The sequence below is a fragment of the Lysinibacillus capsici genome, assembly GCF_003367505.1.
GTDB classification, from domain to species: domain Bacteria; phylum Bacillota; class Bacilli; order Bacillales_A; family Planococcaceae; genus Lysinibacillus; species Lysinibacillus capsici.
Map to the genome: position 1 here is coordinate 19,902 of NZ_PXXX01000012.1, position 26,520 is coordinate 46,421.

The window sequence follows — 26,520 nt, forward strand, 5'->3', positions numbered from 1 at the left end:
TCGCTTTAAAAATTCACCACCCTCCAAAATCTGCTTAGAAATTAGATTTTTTCTCCTTATGAAGACACTACACCACAATCAAACCACTCCAATAATATTACGAGACCCGAAAAATTATTTATCAAATGGGAATGATTTTCAGTTATAATAAGGAACGAATGGGATTTAAATAGAACGGAGTCGAATGTATGCAGGCAGTTAAACAATTAGGGCAGTATTTGGGGCCTTATAAATTTTTCACGCTGATTGCACCGTTATTGATGGTGCTAGAGGTGACGATGGATTTAATTCAGCCGACCATCATGCAACATATGATTGATACGGGGATTGCCAATGGGGATAATCGTTACGTATTGAATATGTTTGTGTGGATGCTTGGCAGTGCAGTGCTCGGACTTATTGGTGGGGTTGGTTGCTCGTATTATAGCTCGAAGGCGGCGATTCATTTTGCCTCGGATATTCGACAGGCTCTTTATGAGAAGATGATGACTTACTCAGCCAAGGAGCGAGATGCTTTTACAACGGGGAAGCTGATTACGATTTTAACGAGTGATGTGGAAAGTATTCAGCGTGCCTTTATGATGACGCTGCGTATTTTTGTGCGTGGGCCCTTGCTCTTTATCGGCGCAGTGATTATTGTGTTTGTCACAGCACGTGAGCTTTTTTCCATATTGCTCATTATCGTACCATTGTTGGTTATAGCGATGTATTTTTTTACGAAGTATTCGGGTGTATTGTATCGTCGTGTTCAGGAGGCCATTGATGCCGTCAATACGAAGCTACAGGAAAATTTGGCGGGTATTCGTGTAGTTAAAGCCTTTCGCCGTGAAACACAGCAGGTAGCACAGTTTGGAGAATTAAATGAGGCGTTGACGAAACGTTTTATTACAGCTGAGCAAATTGTCGGCGTGCTTGTACCCTTTACGATGTTTGTTGTCAATCTAGGGATTGTAGCCGCGCTTTGGCTTGGAGCCATTAAGGTAGACGCGGGTACGCTGCAAGTGGGCGTTATTCTTGCATTCATCAATTATTTAACGATTATTTTAAATGGACTGATGTCCTCTAGTATGGTGCTGATGCAGATAGCGCGAGCCTTGCCTTCAGGAGAACGCATTGTGGACGTGTTAAACAAAGAGATTGCTGTTAAGGAAGCGGAACATGCGCTGACCGATCCAATAAAAGGGGCCATTGACTTTGATCAGGTGAGCTATCGTTACTATGAAACAGCTGAGGATGTCCTCAAAAAGATTTCATTTTCGGTGAAACCAGGGCAAACGGTCGGTATTATTGGGAAAACAGGTAGTGGTAAATCGACGCTGGTGAAGCTATTACCTCGCTTATTTGATCCCTCTGGTGGCGAAATCCGCATAGACGGAAAACCACTAAAATCCTACTCACTCGCAACCCTACGTGAGCATATCGGATTTACCTCACAGAAAGCATTATTGTTCTCAGGACCGATTGAAAAAAATATTCGTCTCGGTAAGGATGATGCTACAGCTGAGGACATACAGCAGGCATTAGAGGCGGCCTGCGCCAGTGAATTTGTAGAGCGACTTGATAAGGGCTTAGCACATGAATTATCACAGGGTGCTACGAATCTTTCGGGTGGGCAGAAGCAGCGCCTTGCATTAAGTCGTGCGTTTATTCGAAAGCCTGCTATTTTGGTGTTGGATGATACAACGTCAGCGTTAGATAGTGCATCAGAACAACAAGTGCAGCGAGCTATTGCCACCTATTATCAAGACACAACGACCTTCATCGTAGCGTCGAAAATTGCCTCCATTCAGCAGGCAGATGTTATTTTGGTACTAGAGGATGGCGACATTGTTGGGCAAGGAACCCATCAGCAGCTTCTACAATCAAATGCGCATTATCAAGCAATTTATGCGTCACAGCAAAAGGCTGGTGAACAAGGATGAGTCAAGGTCAACCAAAGCAAATGAATTTTGGACGTGGACCGCGTATGGTAGGACCAGCTGAGAAGGCGAAAAATCAAAGGGAGACATTGTCACGTGTGTGGCATTATGTCAAGCAACAAAAAATAGGGCTGTTTTTCTCTATCTTTTTTGTCATTGCCTCGACCTTTTTAAGCCTTGCGGGGCCCTATATGATTGGGCATATTATTGATGATTATATTATGAAAAAGGATATCGACGGAACGATTCGTTTAGGCATCCTGTTGGCCGTTATTTTTTCAGTAGCCTCTATTCTGACATGGCTGCAAACCTATGTCATGATTCATGTGGCGATGAAAACCATTCGGACATTGCGTCTGGAACTATTTCAAAAACTTCAGACACTGACATTACGTTTCTTTGATCAGCGTGCACTTGGGGATTTAATGAGCCGTGTGACCAACGATATTGATAATTTAAATACAGCACTTGCGCAAAGTGTTACGCAAATCGTGTCATCCATTTTAACTGTAATCGGTGTCAGTATCGCCATGTTTACATTAAGCTGGCAATTAGCAATCGTGACATTGATTATTATTCCGCTGATCGTTTTCACAACCAAGCAAATCATTAAACGCAGCAGTAAAAATTATGCAGCACGACAACGAGATCTCGGGAAGCTCAACGGCTATATTGAGGAAATGATTACAGGTTCGGAGGTACTTACGCTTTTTGGTAGGGAGCAGCAAACGATTGATACGTTCCATCAGCAAAATGAAAATCTACGAAACTCTGCCCAACGAGCAGAAATTACCTCTGGCTTACTAGGTCCGATTAATAACTTTATGAATAATTTAGGCCTTGCCATCGTCATCGGAACAGGTGCCTTTTTAGCAGTAAAGAGTATTGTTACAGTGGGGATTATTGCCGCCTTTGTGACCTATACACGGCAATTTTTCCGTCCGCTTAATCAGCTATCTAATCTATTAAACACCTTCCAGTCTGCTATTGCTGGGGCAGAGCGTGTTTTTGAGATACTAGATGAACCCTCAGAGGTAGCCGACAAGCCTAGTGCTATCAAGACGGCATCGCTCAAGGGGGATGTTGTTTTCAAGCAAGTATCATTTAGCTATGAGCCAAATAAGCCTGTGTTAAAAAACATTGACTTCCATGCCAAGGCAGGAGAGACATTTGCTCTTGTTGGCCCAACAGGCTCAGGCAAAACAACGATTATCAATTTATTAACACGTTTTTATGACGTCGATCAAGGTGAGATTTTAATTGATGGGCATAATATTGAACACTATCAGATGGCGACGATTCGCCAAAGAGTTGGTGTGGTTTTACAGGACACCTATTTGTTCTCGGGAACGATTCGTGAAAATATTCGCTTTGGTAAGCTAGATGCGACAGATGAAGAGGTTGTGGAAGCGGCAAAAATCGCGAATGCCCATCATTTTATAAAATATTTACCTGCCCAATACGAAACACCCGTGCAGGCAGGAGGAGCCAATTTAAGTCAGGGGCAGCGTCAGCTTATTGCGATCGCCCGTGCGATATTAGAGAATGCAGATATTTTAATTTTGGATGAAGCGACATCTAGCGTGGATACCCAAACAGAGGTCGATATTCAAAAAGGCTTACAGCATTTAATGCAGGGACGCACAAGCTTTGTCATTGCCCATCGTCTGAAAACAATCGAAAATGCCGATCAAATCCTCGTGATTCAGCAGGGAGAAATTGTCGAGCAGGGCAATCACCAAGAGCTGATGCAGCAGCAGGGAATCTATCGTAATCTTCAACAAAAACTATTGTTAGAGCAGGTAGAATAGGGAATAATAAAGGTACATCTTCCAGAAGGCGAGGGATTGACATGTATGAATTAAAGACCAAAGAAACCGATGTAAGTGTCATTGAATTTATTGAAAGTGTAGACCATCCAAAAAAGCGAGAAGACGCCTATCGATTATTGGACATTTTTACAGAGGTCACAGGCTATGAAGCCAAAATGTGGGGACCGAGTATTATAGGCTTTGGTAAATATCATTACAAATATCAAACAGGCCATGAAGGGGATGCCCCACTAGCTGCCTATTCCCCTCGCAAAGCGAAAATTAGCTTATATTTTGCTCCAGGGGATGAACGAGAGCAACTATTACAACAATTTGGTAAACACACAACAGGAAAAGCCTGCGTTTATATTAATAAGCTAGCTGATGTGAATGAAGACATCTTAAAAGCCCTTATACAACAAACGATCGATTTTTTACGAAAAACCTATCCAGATGCTTAATCAAGAGAGCTGCCTATTAGTTAGGTAGCTTTTTTGTATGAAATTTATCTATTTTCTTCAAAAGTTTAGTAGAAATTTATTTTTACCGTGTATCCTTGCAAGTATCAACGAAAAGAGGAGATACGTATGAAAAAGAAAGCAAAGAAAATGATTGTCTATATGGGGGTATTGATTGTGCTTGGAATGGTGATAATTTGTATTTATCACTATAGCTTAATACAGAAGGAGTCAGCTATTTTACAACCTAACGGCACATTAAACAATGTAGATGGTCACAATCTCCATGTTTATCAGGAGGGGGCTGGCGAGGATACATATATTTTTATGGCTGGCTCAGGTATCGCAGCACCCGTATATGAGCTAAAAGGGCTGTATCGTAAGTTTTCACAGCATCATCAAATTGCAGTAGTGGATCGAGCTGGCTATGGCTATAGCGACGTAGCCCATGATGATAGAGGAATCGATACGATTTTAGCGCAAACACGACAGGCACTTCTGCAAAGTGGGCTTGAACCGCCCTATGTCCTTGTGCCACATTCCATTTCAGGGCTAGAGGCCATTTACTGGGCGCAAAAATACCCAGAGGAAGTAAAGGGCATCATCGCGCTAGACATTGGCCTACCTAGTCAATATGTAAAGCATAAAATGGGGACGGTCGATCGTTGGAGGGTGAGAGGCATGCACCTCGCTACTAAACTCGGCTTACATCGACTTTTGCCAACACAGGTCTATAATCCGCAAGTACTTCAAATGTCGTTTTTAACAGCACAGGAAAAGGAAATCTATCAGGCGTTGTCCTTTAAGCAATTTTTTAATGAAGATATGCAAAATGAGCTGTTGCAGGTCTACGAAAATAGTTTACAATCAGAACAGCTCAAAAAGCCGCAAGACACGCCTATCTTACTGATTGATGCGATTGCGGAAGAAAACAAATATTCGAAATATACGAAGCAAAATCGGCAGGATTATGCTGACTTTGCAAAGCAATTCACTTATGCACAGGTGAAAGAGGTCAGTGGGACACATAGTATTTATCTCTATCAGCCAGATGAAATCTATCAACTGGCAATGGAATTTATGAAAACAACGGGTGATGAGAAAGGTCGATAAGTATGAAAGGATTTAGAATCTTAATTATAGAAGACGATCACATGATTGGTGATCTACTGCAAAAAATAGTACAGCGTGAGGGCTATGAGGCAATCTGGAAAACAGATGGCAAGGATATGATGGCGCTGATTCAGCAGGTGGATTTAGTCATAATGGATATTATGCTGCCAGGAGAGGATGGCTATCAATTAAGCAAAAATATTAAACGTTTAGGCTTAAATATTCCAATCATTTTTCTATCGGCACGTAATGATATTGAAAGTAAGCTAGAGGGGTTGATGGTCGGCGAGGATTACCTGACAAAGCCATTTGATCCGCGAGAGCTGTTGCTAAGAATGCAAAAAATGCTAGCACAACAGTATGGTACACTTACGCAAATTCAGCATTTATTGATCGATGGGGAGCGCCGTCAAGTATTTCATCATAGCATCCATGATGAAATCGCCCTAACAGCGATTGAGCGAAAAATTTTCTTTTATTTATTTGACAATCGAGATCGAGTATTAACAAAGGAACATTTTTTTGATTATCTTTGGCCACTTGATGAACGCAATCATAATATTTTGAATGTCCATATTAAAAAAATTCGAACAAAGCTACAAGACCCAGCAGGCATTATTGTGCAAAATATTTATGGAGAAGGGTATCGTTTAAATACCTATAATAAAAAATGACCTTAAAAACAAAATACCGTACTTTGTTATTTGTAGCCATTGGGAGTGTGCCTGTTGTACTATTAGGCATTAGTGTGGCCATGTCAATTTTGTATGACAAGGCCTTTAAAATGAAAAATGACGGCATTCCGTTTCATGAGTCCTATGCCTATCCTGTGATGCTGATTGCGTTTGTGCTAGCGTTAGGAATGCTCGCATGGCTATTTTCCACATCGATTCATTCGTTACTATCCAAAATTACACTACTTAATAAAACAATACGAGAACTAGCAAGTAATGAGCGAATACCTGACACGTTAACGATAAAAAGTGAGGATGAAATTGGACAGCTTAGCCAATCTGTCAATCTTTTAATTGAACGTACAACTTACCGAGAATTAGAGCTTGCCCAGCAGCAGGAGCTTCAAAAAGAGTTGCTACAAAAGTTGCGACATGACATTCATACGCCGTTAACGGCTATCCGTTTGCAGCTGTTTTATCTAGAGGATCAGCTACAGGGGCAGCCCAAATTGGTGGAATCCTTACATGCACAAATTCAATATATCACGAATTTAACTAATGCATTTCAGTTACAGTCCTTTGATACAAGTGAACAGTCCTATGTCATGCAGGAGGAGGTTCAACTTGTCCCATTGTTACAAATGATGATAAAGAAGTGGCAGTATCTATATCGCATGCAGAATATTACGCTGCATTTTCAGCACGATGATTTACAAGCAGCTTGGCTTAGCAATGAATTGTGGCTACAGCGTTTATTCGATAATGTCTTTCAAAATACATTAAAGCATGCCCAAGCATCCAAGCTAGAGGTGACGATTAAGGACGGGCAAGTTGTCATGTGTGATGATGGTATTGGCTTTACGACGGAAGATGAGCATGGCGGACTTGGGCTTAAAATCATTCAGGATATTGCTAAAACATTGAATATCGAAGCTTCCTTACAATCAAACAAAAATGGCACGACCTTCTACTTTACACACCAATAAAAAACAACGGCAGCCTTTGCCGTTGTTTTTTATTTTACACTGATTTTCGTTGCTGTAGTAAGAACAGGGCAAGTCCTAGTAAAATGACCACAATACCGATCCCCTGTTGAACGGAAATCATCTCATCTAAAATAAAATAAGCTAATATACATGTGCCGATTGTTTCGCCTAAAATACTCATGGAAATCACCGTTGTACTTAACCATTTCAATAGCCAATTAAAAATGGTTTGCCCGAAAATCGTTGCAATGACAGCCAGCCCTACAAGGGACCACCAAGTGGAGGCTGAATAATCGAAAAACGATTCTTTCATAAAGAGGGCATAAACGGCTAAAAAGATCGAGCTACTGCCATAGCCGATAATAGAATAGGGAATGAGCGATAAATCCTTGCGCACTGATTGCCCAATAAAAAAGTAGGCTGTAATAATACCTGCCGCAATAAAGGCAAGAATATCGCCATAAAGGGCTTGTCCACTAATCTGGAAATCTTGCCAGCCAATAATGAAGCAGCCGATGATCGCTACGAAGCAGCCAACAATCGCTCCTTTTGAAAATCGCTCTTTAAATAAAAAATAGCTGCCTATTAAAGAGAATAGTGGCTGTAGTGTCACAATAACGGTTGAACTAGCCACAGATGTGTAGTTTAATGATTCAAACCATAACACATAATGACAGGACAAAAATAAGCCTGATAAAATGCCGAGTCCCCATTGTTTTTTCGAGAGACTTGTAAGCTCCTGCCGCAAGCTCTTCTGTGCCAATAAAAATGGAAGAAGAACTAGCATTGCAAAAAATAGTCGATAAAAGGCTGTAATCGCTGGTGGTGCATCAGCTAGCTTAACAAAGATTGCTGAGGTAGATAATGCAAATACTGCAAAAAATAACGAGATGTAATAAAACATGATGTACTCCTAAGCATTTACAAGATTAATAATGACAAACCTATTATAGTGTAGTCCGCATGAATAATATAGGGTTTTTAGAATATTAGCACAAAATAGGTTTATGGAGCTAATTCTGCTCAAGCAAGGATTCAATGACCTGTTTTAATTGCAGGATGAAGGGCTGCTTACTGTCATCTTTTTTATAGATATAAACTGTTTCAATCACACTGTGAAGCCCATCTAAATCATAAAAATGCAGGTCGGGACAAGGATAAAGTGCTAGTAATTTGGTATTTAATACAGCCAATGTATGCTCGATTTCAAGAAAATCTAAAATACTACTAACTGATTTAATTTCCTTCATCGTAAAAGGTACCTGCTTGTCAGTGAGCCATTGTGCTAATGCATGGGTATACATGCAGCCCTTACTTAAAACAAGCAATGTGACAGGTGTTCGTTGATCAAAGTCAATGATATGAGCGGAGCTTGAGATAACTTCAAACGTCTCTGTGGCTAGTACATCATAGTGTAGATCGCTATAATGCTTGATTGGATTACTTGTCAATGCACAATCTATTTCCGCCAGATGAACTTTGTGATTTAAGGCTGTACTTGATTCCACAGTGAAATCAACATCTATCGGACTTCGACTAGTTTGCAGTGCGTTCATGATGGATGGTCCATATATTTTTATGGTTGTATGAGATGTACCAACCAAAATGCTCGTTTGTGTAGGGCCGATGGTATGTAAAAAGTCTTCATACTGCTCGGCAACTTTCTTTAAAAACTGTAAATAATGTTGACCTACCTCTGTCAGCTTTAAGCCTTGGGGTGTTCGTTTAAAGACGTCCTGCCCAATTTCACGCTCCATTTTTTTCACCTTTGCTGTTAAGGCAGATTGTGTATAATTGGTGATTTCAGCCGATTTACTCAAGTTTTGCCTCTCTAAAAGCTCCATTTTTAAGGCAATTTCTTCAATGTTCATGTTGTTCCTCACATACCTATAGATTTTTTTAATAGCCGCTATCATTTTCCTCCATTTTACGTACGCTAGCTGTCCACGTACACTCTAGATAATGAAAAGGTAGACTGCAAAAGCAGTAACCTGATGGAGGGTTATTATGCATACATATTATCGATGGGTCATCTTGCTTGTGGCTACACTTTCGCAAACAGCCGCAACCTTTGTGACCTACGGAATGGGGCCAGTTGCCTCTTTTTATCAAATGGAATGGCACTTAACGTCCTTCCAGACAGGGCTAATTGTTTCAGCCGTCAATATAGGGCCAATTTTCTCCATGCTGCTATTTGGTTATCTCATGGATAAAAAGGGAGAAAAGCAGATTATTGGATGGGGCTCGATACTACTGGGCCTGTCAGCCTTATTGCTAATACCCGTGAATCATTATACGACATTGCTTCTCGTATTAATAGTTGTGGGGATATGGTATGGCAGTGCGCAAACAGGTGGCAGTACTGCTATTGTGAAATGGTTTCCTAACAAGCATCGAGGACTTGCTATTGGGATACGCCAAACAGGTATTCCGATTGGAGGTGCATTGGCTTCCACTTTGCTGACCTATTTGTATCAACATCATCATCTTTCCTCTGTCCATTTAGCACAGGGCTTGATGGCGGTTGGTGGGGGACTATTATTTTTATTGCTGTACAAAGAACCAAAACAGCATGACACCGCTACGGCACCTCTCATTCCTTTTAAAGAGAAGATGCGTGCTATTCGGCACAATCGGGCGCTCTATCCTTTATTTTTTGTGGGCATGGTTATGATGTCCCTCCAAATGATTATCATAGCTCACTTTATGAGCTATTTACATCATGAAGGTGGGTATACATTAACCGAGGCAGGGCGCTATTTAAGTCTGATTTTATTTGGTGGGATGTTTGGGAGAATTGTACTTGCTTGGATGAGTGACCATTATTTCGCTCAAAAACGAGAGCCATTATTAGTGCTCGTCATGGTCGCTACATTCCTGATGGTTGGCTTTTTGCCCTTTGTCATACATAGCAAGGGCCTCATGATTTTATTTTGCAGTTTATTTGGGTTTTTAGCGCTTGGCTGGTATTCCATATATATCACTTGTGTCACGGAGCAATCCGATTCGCAAGCAGTAGGACTAACTGTTAGTGCAGCGTTAACGATTAATCAGTTCTTTATTGTCTTGGCACCAACGGTTTATGGTTTATTGGTTACTGTTTTTTCCAGCTATCAGCTCGCTTTGGATGTTATCGCTGTGATGGTTATACTGGGGGCATTTCACTTATACAGAACATCCCAAGGTAGTCTAACTTCTGAAAGTTCGGTAAAATAATGGAAAAGAGGAAATGGAGGTTGCGACGAATGACCAGTTCAATTTGGATTGAGGCAAAGATTGATAAAGTATGGCAGGCGATTACAGAGGAGCAATCCCTCTCCCGATGGTACGCACCAGGCTCCATATGGGACATCCCTATACTAACAGCTGGGGAAAAGATGACATTTACCTTAATGCCAAATGCGCATAACCAGCTTTCTGAAAAACTGCCGATGGAGCTAACGATTCAGCAAGTGAAGAAAAATGAGGAATTTTCCTTCTATCTAGAAGTTCCTGAAACATTGATTGCTATTACGCTAGCCCAACAGGGTAATGGCACTACGGTGAGCTTTAATTCGTCAGGCTATGATGCCTCTCTTGCGAATTTAAAGGCATTGCTGGAGGGGCATGACATTCCTTATCAGTAAGCCTCTCTACGTCTTAGGTCTTAGATGAATTTCGAGCGGAGGGTCGTATTTTAATTTCCTCCCTTCTATATAATGAAATTATTGGTAGATTATACGGTGGGAGGAAATAATAGTGAAAAAATTAGTGGGTTTAGGTGTCGTGATAGGCACGTCAGCATTGGTATTATCGGGGTGCTTTTCCTTTATTCCAAATAAAATGCGAGAGGAAGCCATTTTGGTGGAAAAGGATAAAGCGAAAGCATTAGAGGTAGACATTGATTTAGGTGTTGGCGAAATGAATGTATCGAGTGGTGCAAAGGAATGGGTTGAGGGCAACGCAGAATATAATGTAAAAAAGCTAGCCCCTCAGGTAGACTATGATCTACATGGCGATACAGGAGAAGTGGAAATCAAGCATAAGGGCTCAACAAGGCTGGGGCTCTCGAATATTAAAAACACATGGGCGATTCAACTGAACGACAGCATCCCCATGGATCTGAATGTGGAAACGGGTGCCTCTCTTGCCAATCTTGATTTACAGGGTCTTCAGCTGGAAAAGCTCGATATTGAAGCGGGTGTCGGTGATCTAACGGTTAATCTAGGTGGCGACTGGAAAAAGAGCTTTACAACGACTATTGAAACAGGTGTCGGTCAAACAACAGTTATTTTACCTTCAAAGGTTGGCGTGAAATTAACGACAGAAAAAGGCATTGGCTCGTCTAATGTGGAGGGCCTTGTATCAAAAGGGAATGGTGTCTATGTCAACGAAGCTTACGACAAGGCGGATGTCGTGCTAGAGGTCAATTCGGAATTGGGCATCGGGGAAATTACCTTTAAGTTAGATCGATAGAAAATGGAGTAGGCTACTTGATTGAAATAACCGCAATAACCATAATAGGAGCGTCAAATACATCCTTTGTATTTGACGCTTATTTTATGGTAGTTTTAAGAAAGCAATGTTTCAAAGGAGCGAATAGATTGAAGACCTATACATACAAGCAACCAGCGGCCATCGAGTCAACAGAGACCGTTACTATTTTAAATGAAGCGGGGGAGGTATCGTCCACCGTTCAACGCGTGTATTCCAATGCACTAAAAAAAGCATTCGATAAAACGATGGACTATCGTTATTTCGTTCGTTTTGATGTCCACGATCGCAATGGTCAGCCGCTTTTTACGTGTAAAAAAGTATCCCGTCGCGGGCGCGTGCATTTCCGTGGCAAGGATTTGGTAACAGGTAAAGACTATATGATTGCCTATGATGGCTGGCAAATCATGATTCCTGATTTAGTCATTACCAATGGCGAACAGCAGATCAAGCTCAACAAAGAAATGGAGGACTGGTCTGTTTTTACTGTGAATGAGCAGCCTATCGCACGCTGGCAAGCGACTTTCTGTGAGACGCATTTTGACATTACACTACAAATTGAAGACAGCAGTCCCATTCAGCAGGAAGCCTTTTTTATTGCCATCGGACAGGCAGTGCTGTTTGTTGGGGCTTAAATAAAGGTAGATGGAAGAAAGGGCTTGATGAAATGCTAAACATATTACCAGCAAAAGAGATTTATTTACAGGGAAATGAGCATGCCCTATTGCTTTTACATTCCTTTACAAGTCATACAAGAGATATGAAGACAGTAGCCACTGCATTACATAACCAAGGCTATACCTGCTATGCGCCGCTGTATCGTGGACATGGCACTCATCCAGAACAGTTATTACACTATCAGGTAGACGACTGGTGGCAGGATGTAGTGAATGATTGAAGGAAAAAATAGGTGTACCTAATCGTTAGGGAAAATCTAATGACGAGGTGCACTTTTTATATAGTAAGTTTTCATACTAAATTAAAGAATCTTTTGTTTTTGTTTCTCCAGTTGGATTCTTTCGTATTCCACCTCTAATTCTCTGTGTTTAATCAAATACTCTTTTTTTATTTGATACACTTTAATCACACTGAAAATCGTAATAACAAAAGCAAATACAAGCATTAATAATTGTATATTTGAGAAATACAAAAAAACACCTCACTTTCTTTATATATTATACATTTATCTGGATTATATGTATAATAAAGCTAATATTACATTATCCATTAATGTAATATTTTAACATAAATAAATAAAACAAGGAGGTTTACTGTGATGAAGAAGCTTCAATTTTTTATTTGCAGTTTGATTGTTACGTTGATTGTTGCTACAATTTTTCCGAATTTTGCGAATGCTGATGAATATGGACGTAAAGAAAGTGTTTTAGCCGAATCCATCTACTATAACTTGGCTACACAAACATTAGAGTTTGATGAAGAAGCAGCCCAGAAATTATATCATTTCACAGATGAAGAATTAAATTATTACGAATCTCTTGAATCACTATCTCCTAATGAGGTTCATCATAAACTTTTAACCTTTGGGCTAGACATGGACAATTATGATGGCACAATAATTTATAAAGAAAATGAAGATGGGGAAGTGACACCATATGCTGTTATAGCATGGCTTGCAGGAATTGGTTTGGTTTCTTTCATAGGCTATTTCTTCTGGGACCGATACTTGACACATAAAGAAAAAATGAATTATATGAACAAATGCTTTGCACAGGGAGGAAATCCAATCATTGACTCCCGAGATGATGCTGGGTTAAATGGACAAACCAATGCGACTGAGGCTAGAAAAATCGGTGGTTATAATTTTGCGTGTCAAAAACCATAACATTTTATGAAAGGACCCTTCAAAAACTTAATTTTGAACAGTAAAAACAACAGCCCTTCTATTAATAGAGTATTAATAGAGGGGCTGTTGTTATTTAAATTTCTAGCTTTGTCGGCTCATCCCATAGACTCTGGAGAGTGAATGAGTGTAGGTACATAAAGGCATGCTCTTGATGCCTGATGTGAAGAAGTAATAGGACATGAGTATATCATTATCAATAAAGCCTAGTATTCTCGTTAAAACTAATTAAAAATATAGTACAAACGATAGGGAAAGCCATTCATCGCCGAGTTGCAAGGTAATATACTCCGTGTTTCAGCATAGTGCATGCTTCCATACTTTTGATAATTGTGGTTGTGATTGGATCGTTTAATTCATTATTTATTTTTATAGCAGTTTTGAATTGTGATTCAATGTAGGAGAGGTATTATACTATATGGTTTTCATTAAGTTGCTATAAAAGGTACAGATAAGTGGCAAAATAGTGAGGCTCCTTTAATTGCGGTAGCCCCTCATAGGCTCGAATAATGGTTTGCTGAAAAACTTCTACGGCGTCGTTTTCATTTTGTACGTAGACATAGGCCATTCGGTAAAGCTTATGCTGCTCCTGCTCAATGAGCTGATAAAACGCCTGCTCATCACCTTGTTGGGCTAAGGCTACAAGAGTTTGTTGGGTGCTCGTAATGAAAATCGCCTCCTTTTCGACCATTAGACTCAGCAAGTCATCATTTCGATTCAAGTTTTTTATTTTTATTGAGAAACGTCATAAGCATACCCATTTAATAGAAGGTTATCAATTTACTGCTATAATGATAGTGGCTTCATCAAAAAAAGGAGTGAGTTTATGAGCAGAAAGCCTATTTATGTCGAGATAGACATTCAGGCTCCTATAGAGAAAGCGTGGGATTATACACAAAATCCTCATCTGCATGAGCAATGGGATTTACGTTTTACATCGATTACATATATTCCGAAAAAAGCACCCGAGGAGCCACAGCGTTTTACCTATGAAACGAAGGTAATGGCAGGCTTACAGGTAAGCGGCTGGGGAGAAAGCAAGGGGGAGCATCATAAAGAAAATGGCACGCGAACATCCTCACTGCATTTTGGTACGCCTCAAAAGCGCTCACCCATAGCGGAGGGAAAAGGCTATTGGCAATATATCCCGCATCAACAGGGGCTGACATTTCTGACCCAATATGATTATGATACACGCTATGGCAAGCTTGGCGTATTCTTTGATTTATTTTTTCGTCCATTAATGGGGTGGGCGACGGCACTCAGCTTTGACGTTTTAAAAAGATGGCTAGAAAAAGGAGAAAATCCTACCGCACAGTATAGTCGATTCTTTTTAACGATGCTTCTGTGTCTATTCTTTTGCTTTGTCTGGTTCTATCATGGTCTTGTACCGAAGATCATCCATTTGCATCCGCAGGAATTAAAGATGACCGCTTCATTACTAAACCATGCAGATCAGCTAGTTATGTGGATAGGGGTTGCGGAAATTCTCTTTGCTTTTTGTTGGCTTTACCCGCGAGGAAAACGCTGGCTCTTTGGCATGCAAATCATCGTTTTTCCGCTCTTGACGATAGCTGCTATTGTTGCGGACCCGACAAGTGTACAAGCACCCTTTAATCCACTTACCTTTAATAGTGCTTTATGGGTGTTGTCGATTGTCGGATTTAGCTTAAGTAAGGATGTACCGAGTGCTAAAAGTTGTAAAAGAAAGCGAGGATAACAAGGATGACGATCTATCAAACATTATTAGGGGATGATTTTGCAAGACTTCATCCGATGCTACAACAGCGTTATGCGTTACCAATTGATGAATCATTTTTTGCTAAGGGCGTGATGCATCAAATAAAATCTGGTGCTAAATGGATGTGTCCCTTCTATACACTGGCTGCGAAAACGCGATTTCTGTTCCCAGAGTCAGGGGAGGATATCCCCTTTACTATTTCGAATACATGCAGAGCCCTGCCAAGTGGGGAACTAGAGGTACTATGGGAGCGCACCTTTTATTTCCCGCAGAAAACAAGGCATTTTGATGCAAGGATGACCATTGATCCAATCCAAAAAATTGTGAAAGATTATTTAGGCACACCCGCTCTTTTTTATTCCGATTTGCACTTTACGGTGACACGAGCGGGGACATTGGTCATTCGTTCAGGAAAGCAGCGCTTTGTCCTCTCGCGTTTCGAATGCCCGATGCCTAGACTGTTAGAGGGTCGAGTCATTGTAGAGGAAGGCTTTGATGAATCGAAAAATGTCTTTACCATTCATGTCTCCATCCATAATCCATTCATAGGGAGGCTCATGATGTATGCTGGTGAATTTACGCAACAATCGAAGTAATTTCATTTTTTTACTAGGGATTTTGTTCACGGTGATGTGCTTTGTGCTTAGTGGGCAACCCAATTACTTATGGTTACTAACCGTTGCTCAACTAATTTTCGTTCCCACCATGGTATTAATGGTTGTGGATGTTCAGAAAGTCGGCACAGCCATTACTATGGGGATGATGCTAGCCGTTACACTGCTGCATTGGTCGACGGATGGCGTTTTGGCTAATGTTTTGGCAGGCATGTATGTACTGTATACCTTCTATATCGCCATGCAAGGCGTGAAAAGATTTTTACAACGAGGTTTTACAAATATTGCGGAGTTTGCTATCGACATGGGGCTTTTCTACCTAGCCCTCGGTGGTCTGTGGTTTTTCGCCTATGTCACCAACATGGATACTGGTTTTTCACCATTAATAACGTGGTTAACGGCCATTCACTTTCATTATTCGGCTTGTTTATTACCCATTTCAGTTGGACTTTTAGGTCGATTACATGATAGTAGAGGCTATCGTGTTATGGTGATGATGTTGCTGGCAGGACCAATCCTTGTTGCGATAGGTATTGCCTTTTCCATTCTCATCGAAATCATCGCCGTCGCTCTTTATATTTTCGCCATTTACGGCTTGTTTTTCGTAGCGCTCAAAACAAAGCTTCCGTTTGGACAGGGGCTATTGCTGAGGACTTCCTATGGAGCGCTCTGTCTGACGATTCTTGGATCTTGTCTGTATGTTTACAGTCGTGTCAGCGGAAACGTTTCCATCGGCATTCCAGAAATGCTTCAATTCCATGGTGTGATCAATGGTGTTTTCTTTGGGGGGATAGGGGTCATCGCCTGGCTAATGGCTGTCCCCCCAACAACACAGCGTCCGTTTGAGTTCCCTGTAAGCCAAATTCGCGGGAAGCTACATCATGAGAATATACCACACCCTGGCTTGGTCGATGCCTTACAGGATTTTGTGGATACTACAAAGCTACCGCCTGTCATTCCACATTTTTATGAGTATACGACGACCTATCGGCTGCTTTCGACGGTGCAATGGAAGGCTTGGTTTCGACCTTTTGCCTTTCTGTATCAAGGAATGAGCCGTTTGCTCCAACAGCTCAATTTACCCTTTTCCAGTAAGCCAGTTGAGATGACGGGTAGCATTGTTCAGGTCGATTCTGCACGAGATAGCCGTCCGTCTCCACGTGCATGGATTCGGACAATTCATCAGCAAACCGTTTTTGTCGCGATTTATTCGAAGCACACAAGCGACGAAACGACCTATATGAATATAGCCTTACCACTCCCGTTCTCAACAATGGTTGGCATTTTGTATGCCTATGAAGAAAATGGTCAGCTACACCTAACAAGTCGTCATGATGGAGATGCAGGAATTTATTTGGCGATAGGAAAAAATGTGATGAGGCTACCCCTACAGGAGCATTTTCAAATTTCTGCGGTAGATGACAAGACATTGTCAGCACGCCATCAGATGACGTTATTTGGTATTCCATTCCTACAAATTGATTATCATATTAAAAGAAATGCTTAGATTGGCAGGAATTTCCTCAACCGAACGAGAAGGTCCTATTATAGAGACAAATAACAAGGAGTGATGGAAGGCTTGCGTTTAACAAAAGGAATTTCTGGTTTCGATGCAGCGCATTTAATTGAGCAGGACATGCGCATGTTTCAGTCGATGGTGTACCATTTAGTGACAAGCGAACAAAGAGCGAAAGTAAGGCAATTTATTGATCAAGCGCCCTTTGTCTATATGCAGGCAGTGATTGAAATCGATGGAGAAACACTGACGATTCTTCATCATCGTTTGATGCCGTACATCGCATTTGCCAAGCAGGAGGTGAATAGCTTTACCTTTTTATCCAAGCCTCACCTGCATAAATATTTTCCTATGCGAAAATGCTTGGAAGCGGAGACACTTACAACATTACTAACAAAGGATGAGGCGTTCCATAGCCTATCTGCTACAGAATGGAAATACGTCTCTTATTTTAATAGTCAAACCATTGGCGATGTAATGTTCAATGGCTGGGATTAAGGATAGTACTATAGGCGTGCGATAAAAGATGCTATAAAAAACATTATATTGACCAAGTTATTTCTGGAAATATAGCAAAAATTCCTAAAACCGCTAATCGTCCTAATTAAATGGTAGATTTTTAAGGATGGAATAGATTAGGAAAATAAGGGGTTTTTGCAAATGAAGTTCAAAACAATCAGTAGACGCATTGTTTTTTCCTTTAGCATTGTGATTGCAATCATGATAGGATACATTGTTTACAATTACTTTGCCATCAAGCAAAGCAATGATGCGACAGAGCAAATTGTACAGCAAGAATTACAACTATTAATCATCGATTACGAGCAGGCACAGTCCATTGATTTAAGAATAGCGGCAGCTAGAGGCTATGTGCTTTCTGGGAGAGAAAAGTATAAAGAGATATTTCAGGATAATGTTGCAAAGGAACTAAGCAATGAAGAAAAGCGGTCAGCATTATCTTCCTCAGGCGAATTCGGACAATTTGCGGAAATGTCTAAGGAATGGAACCGTTATATTGAGCAAGAGGTATTTGCGGTATATGATCAAGGGAACACCGAGCTAGCTACCCAAAACCTCACAAAAATGGATGACACAGCTACGACCATTCGTGAAGGCTACGAAGACTTAGCGGCGCAACGGAAGCTAGCCATTAATGAGGTAGGGACGGACAGTATTGCTGCTGGAGAGCAGAAACAGCGAATCGCCATTATCGTAGGTATTGTGATTGTTCTTCTAGCAGTGATAATTGAGCTATTAAGTGCTCGTGGTATTTCAAGACCAATCGTGACGTTAACCAAGCGTATGCAACAAATGACCAATGGCGATTTAAGTGAGCCGCCTTTGAAGGTTCAATCGAAGGATGAAGTAGGGCAACTGATGGAAGCGACCAATACGATGTCAGATATTTTAAATCGTCTATTAAAGCACATTCAAACGGTGTCCAATGATGTAGCGGCACATAGTGAGGAGCTTCTTCAGTCGACTTCTGAGGTCAAAATGGGGACAGAGCAAATTGTTCATACGGTTACAGAAATGGCAAGTGGGACAGAATTACAGGCAGATCATGCCTCTGATGTCGCTTCCGCCATGAATGATTTTACTAGCAAAGTTACTACGGTTCATCACGGCAGTAAAGATGTTCAACAGTATTCGCAGAGTGTGAAGGCTTTAACACAAGAAGGTAGAAGCTTAATGACCACTTCCACAAAACAAATGGAAGCCATCCAGCATACAGTGAAGGACGCGGTGAATCAGGTAAATGGCTTAAGTAAGCAAACACAGGAGATTTCTAAGCTTGTAGCGGTCATTCAAACGATTGCTGCCCAAACTAATTTACTCGCATTGAACGCAGCGATTGAAGCAGCTAGAGCTGGGGAACAGGGGAAAGGCTTTGCCGTGGTGGCCGACGAGGTTCGAACATTAGCCGAACAGGTCGCCTTCTCCGTCGATGATATTACAGCGATTGTCAGAAAAATTCAGGATGATTCCGATACAGTAACCTCCTCGCTAGAGCAAGGCTATGAGGAAGTCGAAAAGGGCACAACACAAATGGCCGCAACCAATACAACATTCAATCGAATTGCGGATGCTATTGAGGCCATTGCGACAGGCATTGAAGGTATGTCAGTGGAGCTAGCTGAAGTTGTTCACAATACTGTCACGATTAATAAAGCAGTCGATGAAATTGCTGCTGTCTCCGAACAATCAGCGGCAGGCATTCAGGAAACATCGGCTACCATTGAGCAAACTGCAAGCTCCATGGCTGAAATTAAACATAGTGCCGAGCATTTAGCAGAAATGGCTGAACAACTAAATGCCCTGATTCGTCAATTTAAGCAATAGAAAATACCTGTGGATTTCAAACTTCCCTCACATTTCATCTGTATACTAAGGCATTGGAAGGTGGAATCATTTTGAGAAAATATTTACTTTTATTATTGATGAGTACTTTATTCATGGCACCCGTTGCCTACGCCCATACGATGGATAAAAGTACACTATTCACAGATGTCCCTGAAACAGCCGCCAATATTCAGGACATTATGGTACTACACAGTATTGGGCTTCTTGGGTACAATGGCAAAGATATGGCCTTAAATCCAACAGACAATCTTTCACGCAAGGACTTTGCAGGCTGGGTAGGTGGCTTTTTCGGCCTTGAGGGAGCAACAGTGGATGAGCTAGCACAAGCAGCTCAAAAAGAGGATTACGTATCTTCGCTAGAGGGAGATATTACGTACAAGGAAATAAATACAGCACTTTTTCATCATAAACTTGAGCTAGCCAATCCTGACGCAACCATGACGAAAGAAGAGTACATTGCATTCTTAACAGAGCACCTTACATTTGATATGGGCGGACATACGCTTATTCAGATGGGCGGCTTTGCAGAAGGACCAACGGGTACGATTGAAGACGTTGTCACAGGTGACCAAACAGGAATCATCATCGACGGTAAAACATACATGCTGTCAGGACACCCTCGCATCTTTGCCGATTCAACAGATGCCAAAAGCTGGGTAGGGCAACAGCTAGAACGTTCTATTTTTACAACAGCAGCGGATCACCCTCATGGACATGACGGTGGGCAAGAGGAAAACCACGGGGATCATGCAGAAGGCCATGGTGACAGCCACGAGCATGAAGCATCCGACTCGAATGAAGCAACACTACAATATGTGCAAATTAGCACTGCACAAGTGGTGAAAGAGGATGCCAAAGAAACGGAGTTTTCGAACGCTACACCAAGAGAAGAGCAACAAGCAGCCGCAGCAGATGACACAGCATCCAACTCAAACACAGTTTGGATGATCGCTATCCTAGCAGCACTAGCCGCTATTTTTGTTATTGTATTTGTGAAACGCAAGAAATAATGTAAATGAAAAAAACCAGCAATAACCGAGGGAATTCGGTTGTTGGTGGTTTTTTCATTTTTCCCCACTTTCATTAAACCGTCAAACATTCCAAATAAACACCTGCATATTCCAGCAATTTTACACAAAATTGAATAAGCACAAGCATGTTCGGTATATAAATAGGGTACGAACATTTTTTGGTTAGGAGTGTGTAAATGGCTGTACTTGTGGTGAAGAGGAGCATAATGCATCGTTATCAAAGTATCGGGCAGGCGATTGAAGAGGCGGCGCCTGGGGATATGATTGAAATTCGGGATGGGATTTATGAGGAAAGCTTGGATATTGCCAAGCGGCTGACGTTGTATGGGGTTGGCAATGTGACCATCAAGGGTGGTGTATTTATTCGCTATCAAACTCCTGTCGCGATGCGTAATTTACGGTTCCGGCAAGGGCAGGGGCTATATGTGAAAGGTGATTTACAGCTAGAGAATTGTGTCATTGAGGAGCAATTGATTCGAACGCAGATGATGGTGAGCTATGGTAGTTTGCTGATGAAAAATTGTGCAGTGCTTGCTACGCCACTGAATCATTTTGGTTTGCGTGTGGCGAATGGATCCAGTGTTATTCTAGTCGACACGACATTTGAGCATCATAGGAAGGCACAGATTATCGCTCAAAACTGTGAGCTGACCTTGACGAATTGTATGCTGTTGGAAGGGAAGAAGCATGGTATTTTTGCGATTCGCCATGTCAAGATGACAATGGAGGACTGTGAAATTCATGGGCATGACAAGGCACAAGTAATAGCTGCGTCGAGTGAGATTACGATGACCAATTGTTTAGTGCACCAAGGGCAAGGGGTAGGCATTCAATTGTTTGATAGCACGACTTTCAGGATGGATGGCTGTGAAATAAAAGAGCATTTTGATACGAATATGGTGGTTCATCGCAGTGAACTAATGGTTTCTGATTCTATTTTTTCAGATGGTCAAAGTCATGGGGTGTATCTTGGAGAAAAAACCGAAGCCAAGTTCTATGATTGTCAAGTTTCTCGGCATGTCAAGGCGCAGGTGTTGATAGAAAATAGCAAGGTGGAATTGCATACATGTCATGTTCGTAATGGCATGGCTGTCGGGCTTACCATTGTGGATGAGGCAAATGTTTCGATGAACCAATGTAAAATTCAAAACCATCAGCAATTTCATATTATTGTTGATGCTAGTGGATTAAAGCTACAGCAATCGATTATTCAATTTGGGCAATCAGGTGGTGTTTATGGTAATGAACATGCCAAAATCATGATGCATCATACAACGATTCGAGAGCTGCAAAGCCACCATATCTATATCAACAATGCCCGATTATTTACACAATATTGCACGTTTGAACAAATGGAAGGAAACGGAATTACTTGCATTGATGCAATTTTTGAGATAGCTAATAGCTATTTTAAAGATGGTCAAGAAAGCTCTTATGCCATGATTTGGTCAGATCAATCAATGGGGCGTATTGAAAATTGTAGGGTGGATAAGGCGGCTAGACCATTCTTAGCGCTGTCCAATAAATCATTATTGGAAATGCGTCATACTGATATAGCCGCAGTAAAGGCTCCAGCGGTGGTACAGGAAAACAGCCAATTATTTGTACAAGGACATGTACAGTCAGCGACATGGCAGAAGGATACAGCATCAAAGGTTTCTCAAATTGAGGACATGAAATTAGAAATAGTGAAATATGATATTAAAAAAATAATATAAAAGCCGATTATACAAATAAGACAAGTAGTTTCAATTTTGAAATTACTTTTTTTATGGATTCGTGTATTGATATTTCATATATGTGAAAAATGGGTAAAGAAATACGTTTGGGCTGTTAATTAACTTTAATTTGTGCAAAAAAAATCTATAATTCGACAAAATGCAAGAATATTTTTATAATGGTATAGATGTCTTGTTGCAATTACTGCAATATTTTGAAATATTCCACAGGGAAACTTATACAATCTTTGTATAAGTTATAACCAACATAATAAAAGTTTTTACTTAATGTAAAATAAATATTAAATAAATGTGGATAATAGATTGATTATTTTCTATGTTTAAACCTATAATTAGTAAAAATGGTTCATCCAATAAGATAAATTTTCGTTAATTATGAAATGGGAGTAATGATTTTACAATAATAAATAGAGAGAGTATTGGGGTGATATGAGTATGTTTGGGCTGACAAAAGAAGAAATTATGTTAATGCTAGAGGAGATGGAATTAGCAGAGAAGCACAAGAATGTGATTGCTGATATCTTACATCTAAATAATATGCGAATCGAACAACAACTCGCATTAATGATCCAATTAATCATAGATGAGCGCGAACGAAATATTTCCAACAATACATATCTAAACTAAAAAAATGTCGAAAAATCACAGGTGCTATGTTTGCAACGCCTGTGATTTTTTTGTCAGCCATTTTATAATTTTTTTGTGAAGCAAATGATGCGATTAGCTTCTGTAAAACCGAGCTGAAGATGAACCCTTAGGCTTTCGTCATTGTCCCATTCACAGTCACTGGCAAACTCTAGACAGCCCCTATGCTTTGCCCATTGCTCACATTTCTCCACAAGCAGTCTTGCATAGCCCTGCTGGCGATATTCCTCTCTCACAAAAAGGCCTTCTAAATAGCCGACTGGACTTGAGTCAGTCCCTTCTACATAGTCTGTTCTTAACTGGCATTGGGCAAATCCAACTGCTTCGTCATCGTCATAGACAAGAAAAATAGCTGCGTTTTCTTCCTTTAGCAGCTGTGTCATCTCTTCGGTAAATTCCTCTAGTGTATGATTAGGCCAGAGCAGTAAGGCTAATGAGGCCGCAGCATGAGCGTTCTTCTGGTTTGCTTGTTGAATCATAAAATTTTCCTCCTTTGTAAAAAATGAAACAAATTGTTTTGAAGTACGTACAAACTAGTAAGCGTTTTTATTTTAAAGCTCTAATTCTATTTTAACAATCTTACTTGAGGGGGGAATCCAATCATGTCACTCTTACAAACGTTAATTGAACAAGCGAAAAAGCCAAATGGATGGATTGGCTCAACGATGCTACAAATTATGAATTTTGCCCATCGTGGTATGAATGCATGGTTCATCAGGCAAGGTGCTATCAATGATGGTGATCGTGTGTTAGACATAGGATGTGGTGGTGGGAAAACGCTCCAAATTTTATCCAAATTGAATCCAAATGGTATAATATATGGGATAGATTTTTCCACACAGGCAGTGAAGGAATCAATCAAATTGAATAAAGCAAATGTTGCCAGGGGTAGCGTCATTGTGAAAGAGGCAAGCGTTTCAAGCATTCCATACGATGATCAGTTTTTTGATGCGATTACAGCCTTTCAAACGCACTATTTTTGGCCATCCTTGGAGCAGGATGTAGAGGAAGTATGGCGGGTTCTGAAAAACGGTGGGAAATTTATTATCATAGCAGAGCTCTACAAAATGAACTATCATATGAAAGCCTATCAAACTCCTGAGGCAACGAAGCAATTATTAGAACGTATCGGTTTTCAAACCGTGTATGTCACCGAAAAATCAAGTAAAGGATGGCTTTGCATTACAGCTATTAAGTAAAGGATACATAAAATGGAGGGTATAAAAATGAAAAGATGTGATTGGGTCAAGCTAGATGAGCCTTTGTATGTGGAATACCATGACAAGGAGTGGGGTGTACCGGTCTATGATGACCAGCATTTATTTGAGATGCTTTGCTTGGAGGGGGCACAGGCTGGCTTGAGCTGGTGGACGATTCTCCAAAAGCGTGAAGGCTATCGTGAGGCATTTGATCAATTCGATGTGGAAAAAATTATCCATTATACAGCAGACAAGCTAGAGGAATTGCAGCAAGACACACGGATTGTACGCAATAAATTAAAAATAGCTAGCGTGGTGACAAATGCTAAAGCATATCTCCAAATACAGGAAAAGCATGGCTCATTCTCAGATTATATTTGGGGCTTTGTAGATCACAAACCAGTTATGAATGAGTGGGCATCCATCAAAGAGGTGCCTGTGACGACAGAAATTAGTGATGGTATGAGCAAGCAATTGAAGAAAGATGGCTTTAAATTTATCGGTAGTACAATTTGTTATTCTTTTATGCAGGCAGTGGGCATGGTAAACGACCATACAACAGATTGCTGCTGTCGACAAAAGGAGCTAGCGGATGGCAATTGAACAAATTCGGGCTCAACTAGCCACGCAGGCCACGATTTTTCAAACGGGTGGTATTCGACCTACACATGATTTATTGGAAAGCTGGATTGGCTATGTGGGCTGGTCCTTACCAGAAGAGCAGCCACCATCTGGCTATCAGCCGCTCGCTACGTTTTTTCTAAAAGGTCTACCCTATGTACCGATGGCATTACAGCCTTTTCAATTAGTCACAGTTTTTGTCGATGAACGTCTATTTGATCATCTGATGGAGGATGATCTTGGTTCTTATTTTGATATTAGAACGTACACCACTTTGGAAGGCTTAGTAAAGCGCGAATGGCAGCATGAACAAATTCGCGCGTTTCCACTCATACCACAGCATATCACGAACGACTATCCAACATGGGATGGGGGCGGTATTCCTGCTCAATTGGAGGAAGAGATTTTGACGTTGGAGCATGAAGAGCAGCTCGACTATTTTGAGGATATTGTTGAAGACCTCTATCCACTCCATAAAATTGGTGGCTATCCAAGCTTTTGTCAAAGTGGCGTTGATTTCGGTGACGATGCGCCATTTGTCCTCCAAATTGCCTCCGATGCAAAAGCACGTTTGAATATTGTGGATCATGGTAATTTTTATTTTTTCTACAATCCAACAATCCAGACTTGGCACGTCTATTGTGATTTCTACTAAAGGGATGGCCGCCTGTCTCTTTCATGAATTGTCATCATGATGAACCGGTAAATCAGATATAAGCCAAGGTACGCCCCTGTAATTAGAAAGACAGGGTTTAAGAACACAGCATGGATCGTTGTCATAAAGACTACATCCTCAAGAATAATGTTCGTTATAGCTGTAGCGGCAATCGTGCTAAACAGAATAGCAGCAAGGACACCTAGTATGTTGAAAAGAAGGCGAAAGCTAGCCCATTTGTGCTGAAGATATGCCATAAGGCTGGGGATACCAATCGTGGCAGTCAGCATGACAATTGTCATAACATCACATCCTTTCTTTCAGATTGCCCTTGTTCGTTCCTGCATAAACATAGAAAACGATAGGAGGGAAACCGATTGCGATGGCAAGAAGGAGAGTTAAAAAGCACTAGGAAGGTGAAAAAAGTGGAGCATAAAACGGTGGTCAAAAATGGCATTGGCTTTGGTTCGGTTTTAGCGATTACGATCTCCTGGAGTGTGCATCACTCCATCATTTGGGCAATCATCCATGGCTGTTTTAGCTGGCTGTATGTTATTTACTACGCCATCATGCGCTAAGCTTGTAGGTCAGCCTATCAACTAAGATGTTGTTTGAATAAAAATAACATTGGGTACATAAAAACAAAGCGTTCATAATTTTTAATGAGCAAGCATAAATAACAAAGTGCTCTTTTCCAAAGTACCAATTGTATGAACGTAGAAGAAAGGTTGATAGAATGACACATCAAGTAACGGCTTTAAGTAATGTTAATGGTAATGCTACAGGCGTGGAAGGTATATTACAAAATGTAGCATTTATTTTATCGACGTTTACGATTCCTTGTCCGCTCCGCGAATATGTGACAAGGTCTGATATTCGTAAACCCTTCCAGCGTATGAAGAAAATAAACACAAAACGCCTCATAGAATGTATCCAACGTTTTGAGCCACGAGCTGTCGTAGTAGATGTTGATTATCTTGGCGATGTGAATAGAGGAAAATTAGAGCCCATTGTCAAAGTCATTGTCAATGAATAGCTGAAAAAATATGAATTCTGCCAGGTATGGTTTCACGAACCTGGCAGAAGATTAAATGTGCTTA

General features: G+C 40.8%; 30 protein-coding genes. 25 read left to right on the forward strand and 5 right to left on the reverse strand.

The genetic code is table 11. The features are described 5' to 3' along the window. Nucleotides 1-188 precede the first annotated feature (188 nt). From C7B89_RS10985 to C7B89_RS11010, 6 genes are all read left to right on the forward strand, one after another. Nucleotides 189-1,922 carry an ABC transporter ATP-binding protein gene (locus tag C7B89_RS10985; RefSeq protein ID WP_048390642.1) on the forward strand — a complete coding sequence of 578 codons (1,734 nt, stop codon included), beginning with the start codon at nt 189-191 and terminating at the stop codon, nt 1,920-1,922. Continuing rightward, complete coding sequence (locus C7B89_RS10990; RefSeq protein WP_115673715.1) at nt 1,919-3,730, forward strand: ABC transporter ATP-binding protein; 1,812 nt, start codon at nt 1,919-1,921, stop codon at nt 3,728-3,730. The genes C7B89_RS10985 and C7B89_RS10990 overlap by 4 nt, the downstream gene beginning before the upstream one ends. Nucleotides 3,731-3,771: 41 nt before the next feature. Beyond that, on the forward strand, nt 3,772-4,191 hold the full coding sequence (locus C7B89_RS10995) for a DUF1801 domain-containing protein (protein WP_004228761.1): 420 nt from the start codon (nt 3,772-3,774) through the stop codon (nt 4,189-4,191). A gap of 126 nt (nt 4,192-4,317) precedes the next feature. Beyond that, on the forward strand, nt 4,318-5,301 hold the full coding sequence (locus C7B89_RS11000) for an alpha/beta hydrolase (RefSeq protein WP_115673716.1): 984 nt from the start codon (nt 4,318-4,320) through the stop codon (nt 5,299-5,301). Nucleotides 5,302-5,303: 2 nt separating this feature from the next. Continuing rightward, complete coding sequence (locus tag C7B89_RS11005) at nt 5,304-5,975, forward strand: response regulator transcription factor (RefSeq protein ID WP_115673717.1); 672 nt, start codon at nt 5,304-5,306, stop codon at nt 5,973-5,975. Next, nucleotides 5,972-6,961, forward strand: a complete 990-nt coding sequence (locus tag C7B89_RS11010) for a sensor histidine kinase (RefSeq protein WP_054548761.1) — start codon at nt 5,972-5,974, stop codon at nt 6,959-6,961. Before C7B89_RS11005 ends, C7B89_RS11010 begins: the two co-directional genes overlap by 4 nt. A 34-nt stretch (nt 6,962-6,995) precedes the next feature. Here C7B89_RS11010 and C7B89_RS11015 read toward each other — a convergent pair whose 3' ends face one another. Together C7B89_RS11015 and C7B89_RS11020 are read right to left on the reverse strand one after the other, a co-directional pair. After that, nucleotides 6,996-7,865 (reverse strand): DMT family transporter, encoded by an 870-nt coding sequence (locus tag C7B89_RS11015; RefSeq protein ID WP_048390652.1) that lies wholly within the window; start codon nt 7,863-7,865, stop codon nt 6,996-6,998. A gap of 109 nt (nt 7,866-7,974) precedes the next feature. Continuing rightward, entirely contained in the window at nt 7,975-8,832 is an 858-nt protein-coding gene (locus tag C7B89_RS11020) for a LysR family transcriptional regulator (RefSeq protein ID WP_115673718.1), read from the reverse strand. A gap of 136 nt (nt 8,833-8,968) precedes the next feature. On the opposite strand from C7B89_RS11020, the gene C7B89_RS11025 reads away from it, so the two are divergent. From C7B89_RS11025 to C7B89_RS11050, 6 genes are all read left to right on the forward strand, one after another. Further along, entirely contained in the window at nt 8,969-10,177 is a 1,209-nt protein-coding gene (locus tag C7B89_RS11025; RefSeq protein WP_054548758.1) for an MFS transporter, read from the forward strand. A gap of 29 nt (nt 10,178-10,206) precedes the next feature. Then, nucleotides 10,207-10,587 carry an SRPBCC domain-containing protein gene (locus C7B89_RS11030; protein WP_048390658.1) on the forward strand — a complete coding sequence of 127 codons (381 nt, stop codon included), beginning with the start codon at nt 10,207-10,209 and terminating at the stop codon, nt 10,585-10,587. Between the two features lie 112 nt (nt 10,588-10,699). After that, entirely contained in the window at nt 10,700-11,416 is a 717-nt protein-coding gene (locus tag C7B89_RS11035) for a toast rack family protein (RefSeq protein WP_115673719.1), read from the forward strand. Between the two features lie 128 nt (nt 11,417-11,544). After that, nucleotides 11,545-12,069 (forward strand): tubby C-terminal domain-like protein, encoded by a 525-nt coding sequence (locus tag C7B89_RS11040; protein WP_115673720.1) that lies wholly within the window; start codon nt 11,545-11,547, stop codon nt 12,067-12,069. A 32-nt stretch (nt 12,070-12,101) separates the two neighbouring features. Then, nucleotides 12,102-12,332 (forward strand): alpha/beta hydrolase, encoded by a 231-nt coding sequence (locus C7B89_RS11045; RefSeq protein WP_115673721.1) that lies wholly within the window; start codon nt 12,102-12,104, stop codon nt 12,330-12,332. 378 nt (nt 12,333-12,710) lie between these two features. After that, a complete protein-coding gene (locus C7B89_RS11050; RefSeq protein ID WP_115673722.1) occupies nt 12,711-13,277 on the forward strand; it encodes a hypothetical protein in 567 nt (188 codons plus the stop codon). Between the two features lie 454 nt (nt 13,278-13,731). On the opposite strand, the gene C7B89_RS11055 is transcribed toward C7B89_RS11050, so the two are convergent. After that, nucleotides 13,732-14,016 carry an RNA polymerase sigma factor gene (locus C7B89_RS11055; protein WP_244205640.1) on the reverse strand — a complete coding sequence of 95 codons (285 nt, stop codon included), beginning with the start codon at nt 14,014-14,016 and terminating at the stop codon, nt 13,732-13,734. 105 nt (nt 14,017-14,121) lie between these two features. Here C7B89_RS11055 and C7B89_RS11060 point away from each other — a divergent pair, with 105 nt between their 5' ends. The 8 genes from C7B89_RS11060 (at nt 14,122) to C7B89_RS11095 (ending at nt 22,927) form a co-directional block, all read left to right on the forward strand. Continuing rightward, complete coding sequence (locus C7B89_RS11060; RefSeq protein WP_115673723.1) at nt 14,122-15,015, forward strand: DoxX-like family protein; 894 nt, start codon at nt 14,122-14,124, stop codon at nt 15,013-15,015. Nucleotides 15,016-15,020: 5 nt separating this feature from the next. Continuing rightward, a complete protein-coding gene (locus C7B89_RS11065) occupies nt 15,021-15,632 on the forward strand; it encodes a DUF4166 domain-containing protein (protein ID WP_115673724.1) in 612 nt (203 codons plus the stop codon). Then, a complete protein-coding gene (locus C7B89_RS11070; RefSeq protein ID WP_115673725.1) occupies nt 15,601-17,157 on the forward strand; it encodes a YndJ family protein in 1,557 nt (518 codons plus the stop codon). Before C7B89_RS11065 ends, C7B89_RS11070 begins: the two co-directional genes overlap by 32 nt. Nucleotides 17,158-17,220: 63 nt before the next feature. Further along, nucleotides 17,221-17,664 (forward strand): hypothetical protein, encoded by a 444-nt coding sequence (locus C7B89_RS11075; protein ID WP_103117948.1) that lies wholly within the window; start codon nt 17,221-17,223, stop codon nt 17,662-17,664. 162 nt (nt 17,665-17,826) lie between these two features. Continuing rightward, on the forward strand, nt 17,827-19,509 hold the full coding sequence (locus C7B89_RS11080) for a methyl-accepting chemotaxis protein (RefSeq protein WP_115673726.1): 1,683 nt from the start codon (nt 17,827-17,829) through the stop codon (nt 19,507-19,509). A 71-nt stretch (nt 19,510-19,580) separates the two neighbouring features. Beyond that, a complete protein-coding gene (locus tag C7B89_RS11085) occupies nt 19,581-20,540 on the forward strand; it encodes a hypothetical protein (protein ID WP_115673727.1) in 960 nt (319 codons plus the stop codon). Nucleotides 20,541-20,767: 227 nt separating this feature from the next. Further along, nucleotides 20,768-22,279 (forward strand): right-handed parallel beta-helix repeat-containing protein, encoded by a 1,512-nt coding sequence (locus C7B89_RS11090; protein WP_244205642.1) that lies wholly within the window; start codon nt 20,768-20,770, stop codon nt 22,277-22,279. Between the two features lie 456 nt (nt 22,280-22,735). Next, complete coding sequence (locus tag C7B89_RS11095) at nt 22,736-22,927, forward strand: hypothetical protein (protein ID WP_054548747.1); 192 nt, start codon at nt 22,736-22,738, stop codon at nt 22,925-22,927. 62 nt (nt 22,928-22,989) lie between these two features. Here the strand turns inward: C7B89_RS11095 and aac(6') are convergent, their stop codons facing one another. Then, nucleotides 22,990-23,424 (reverse strand): aminoglycoside 6'-N-acetyltransferase, encoded by a 435-nt coding sequence (aac(6'), locus tag C7B89_RS11100; RefSeq protein WP_115673729.1) that lies wholly within the window; start codon nt 23,422-23,424, stop codon nt 22,990-22,992. Between the two features lie 123 nt (nt 23,425-23,547). On the opposite strand from aac(6'), the gene C7B89_RS11105 reads away from it, so the two are divergent. The 3 genes from C7B89_RS11105 to C7B89_RS11115 are packed head-to-tail and all read left to right on the forward strand — an operon-like array spanning nt 23,548 to nt 25,420. Further along, the gene (locus C7B89_RS11105; RefSeq protein ID WP_048393890.1) at nt 23,548-24,144 is read left to right on the forward strand and encodes a class I SAM-dependent methyltransferase; all 597 of its coding nucleotides are present in this window, start codon (nt 23,548-23,550) and stop codon (nt 24,142-24,144) included. A gap of 27 nt (nt 24,145-24,171) precedes the next feature. Further along, the gene (locus C7B89_RS11110) at nt 24,172-24,747 is read left to right on the forward strand and encodes a DNA-3-methyladenine glycosylase I (RefSeq protein ID WP_115673730.1); all 576 of its coding nucleotides are present in this window, start codon (nt 24,172-24,174) and stop codon (nt 24,745-24,747) included. Beyond that, entirely contained in the window at nt 24,737-25,420 is a 684-nt protein-coding gene (locus C7B89_RS11115; RefSeq protein ID WP_115673731.1) for a DUF1963 domain-containing protein, read from the forward strand. Before C7B89_RS11110 ends, C7B89_RS11115 begins: the two co-directional genes overlap by 11 nt. Here the strand turns inward: C7B89_RS11115 and C7B89_RS11120 are convergent. Next, entirely contained in the window at nt 25,417-25,722 is a 306-nt protein-coding gene (locus tag C7B89_RS11120) for a transposase (protein ID WP_115673732.1), read from the reverse strand. The two genes, C7B89_RS11115 and C7B89_RS11120, sit on opposite strands and share 4 nt — an antisense overlap. A gap of 75 nt (nt 25,723-25,797) precedes the next feature. Here C7B89_RS11120 and C7B89_RS11125 point away from each other — a divergent pair, with 75 nt between their 5' ends. Together C7B89_RS11125 and C7B89_RS11130 are read left to right on the forward strand one after the other, a co-directional pair. Next, nucleotides 25,798-25,998 (forward strand): hypothetical protein, encoded by a 201-nt coding sequence (locus C7B89_RS11125; protein WP_048393883.1) that lies wholly within the window; start codon nt 25,798-25,800, stop codon nt 25,996-25,998. A 158-nt stretch (nt 25,999-26,156) separates the two neighbouring features. Beyond that, a complete protein-coding gene (locus tag C7B89_RS11130) occupies nt 26,157-26,456 on the forward strand; it encodes a GPW/gp25 family protein (RefSeq protein WP_048393880.1) in 300 nt (99 codons plus the stop codon). Nucleotides 26,457-26,520: the final 64 nt, after the last annotated feature.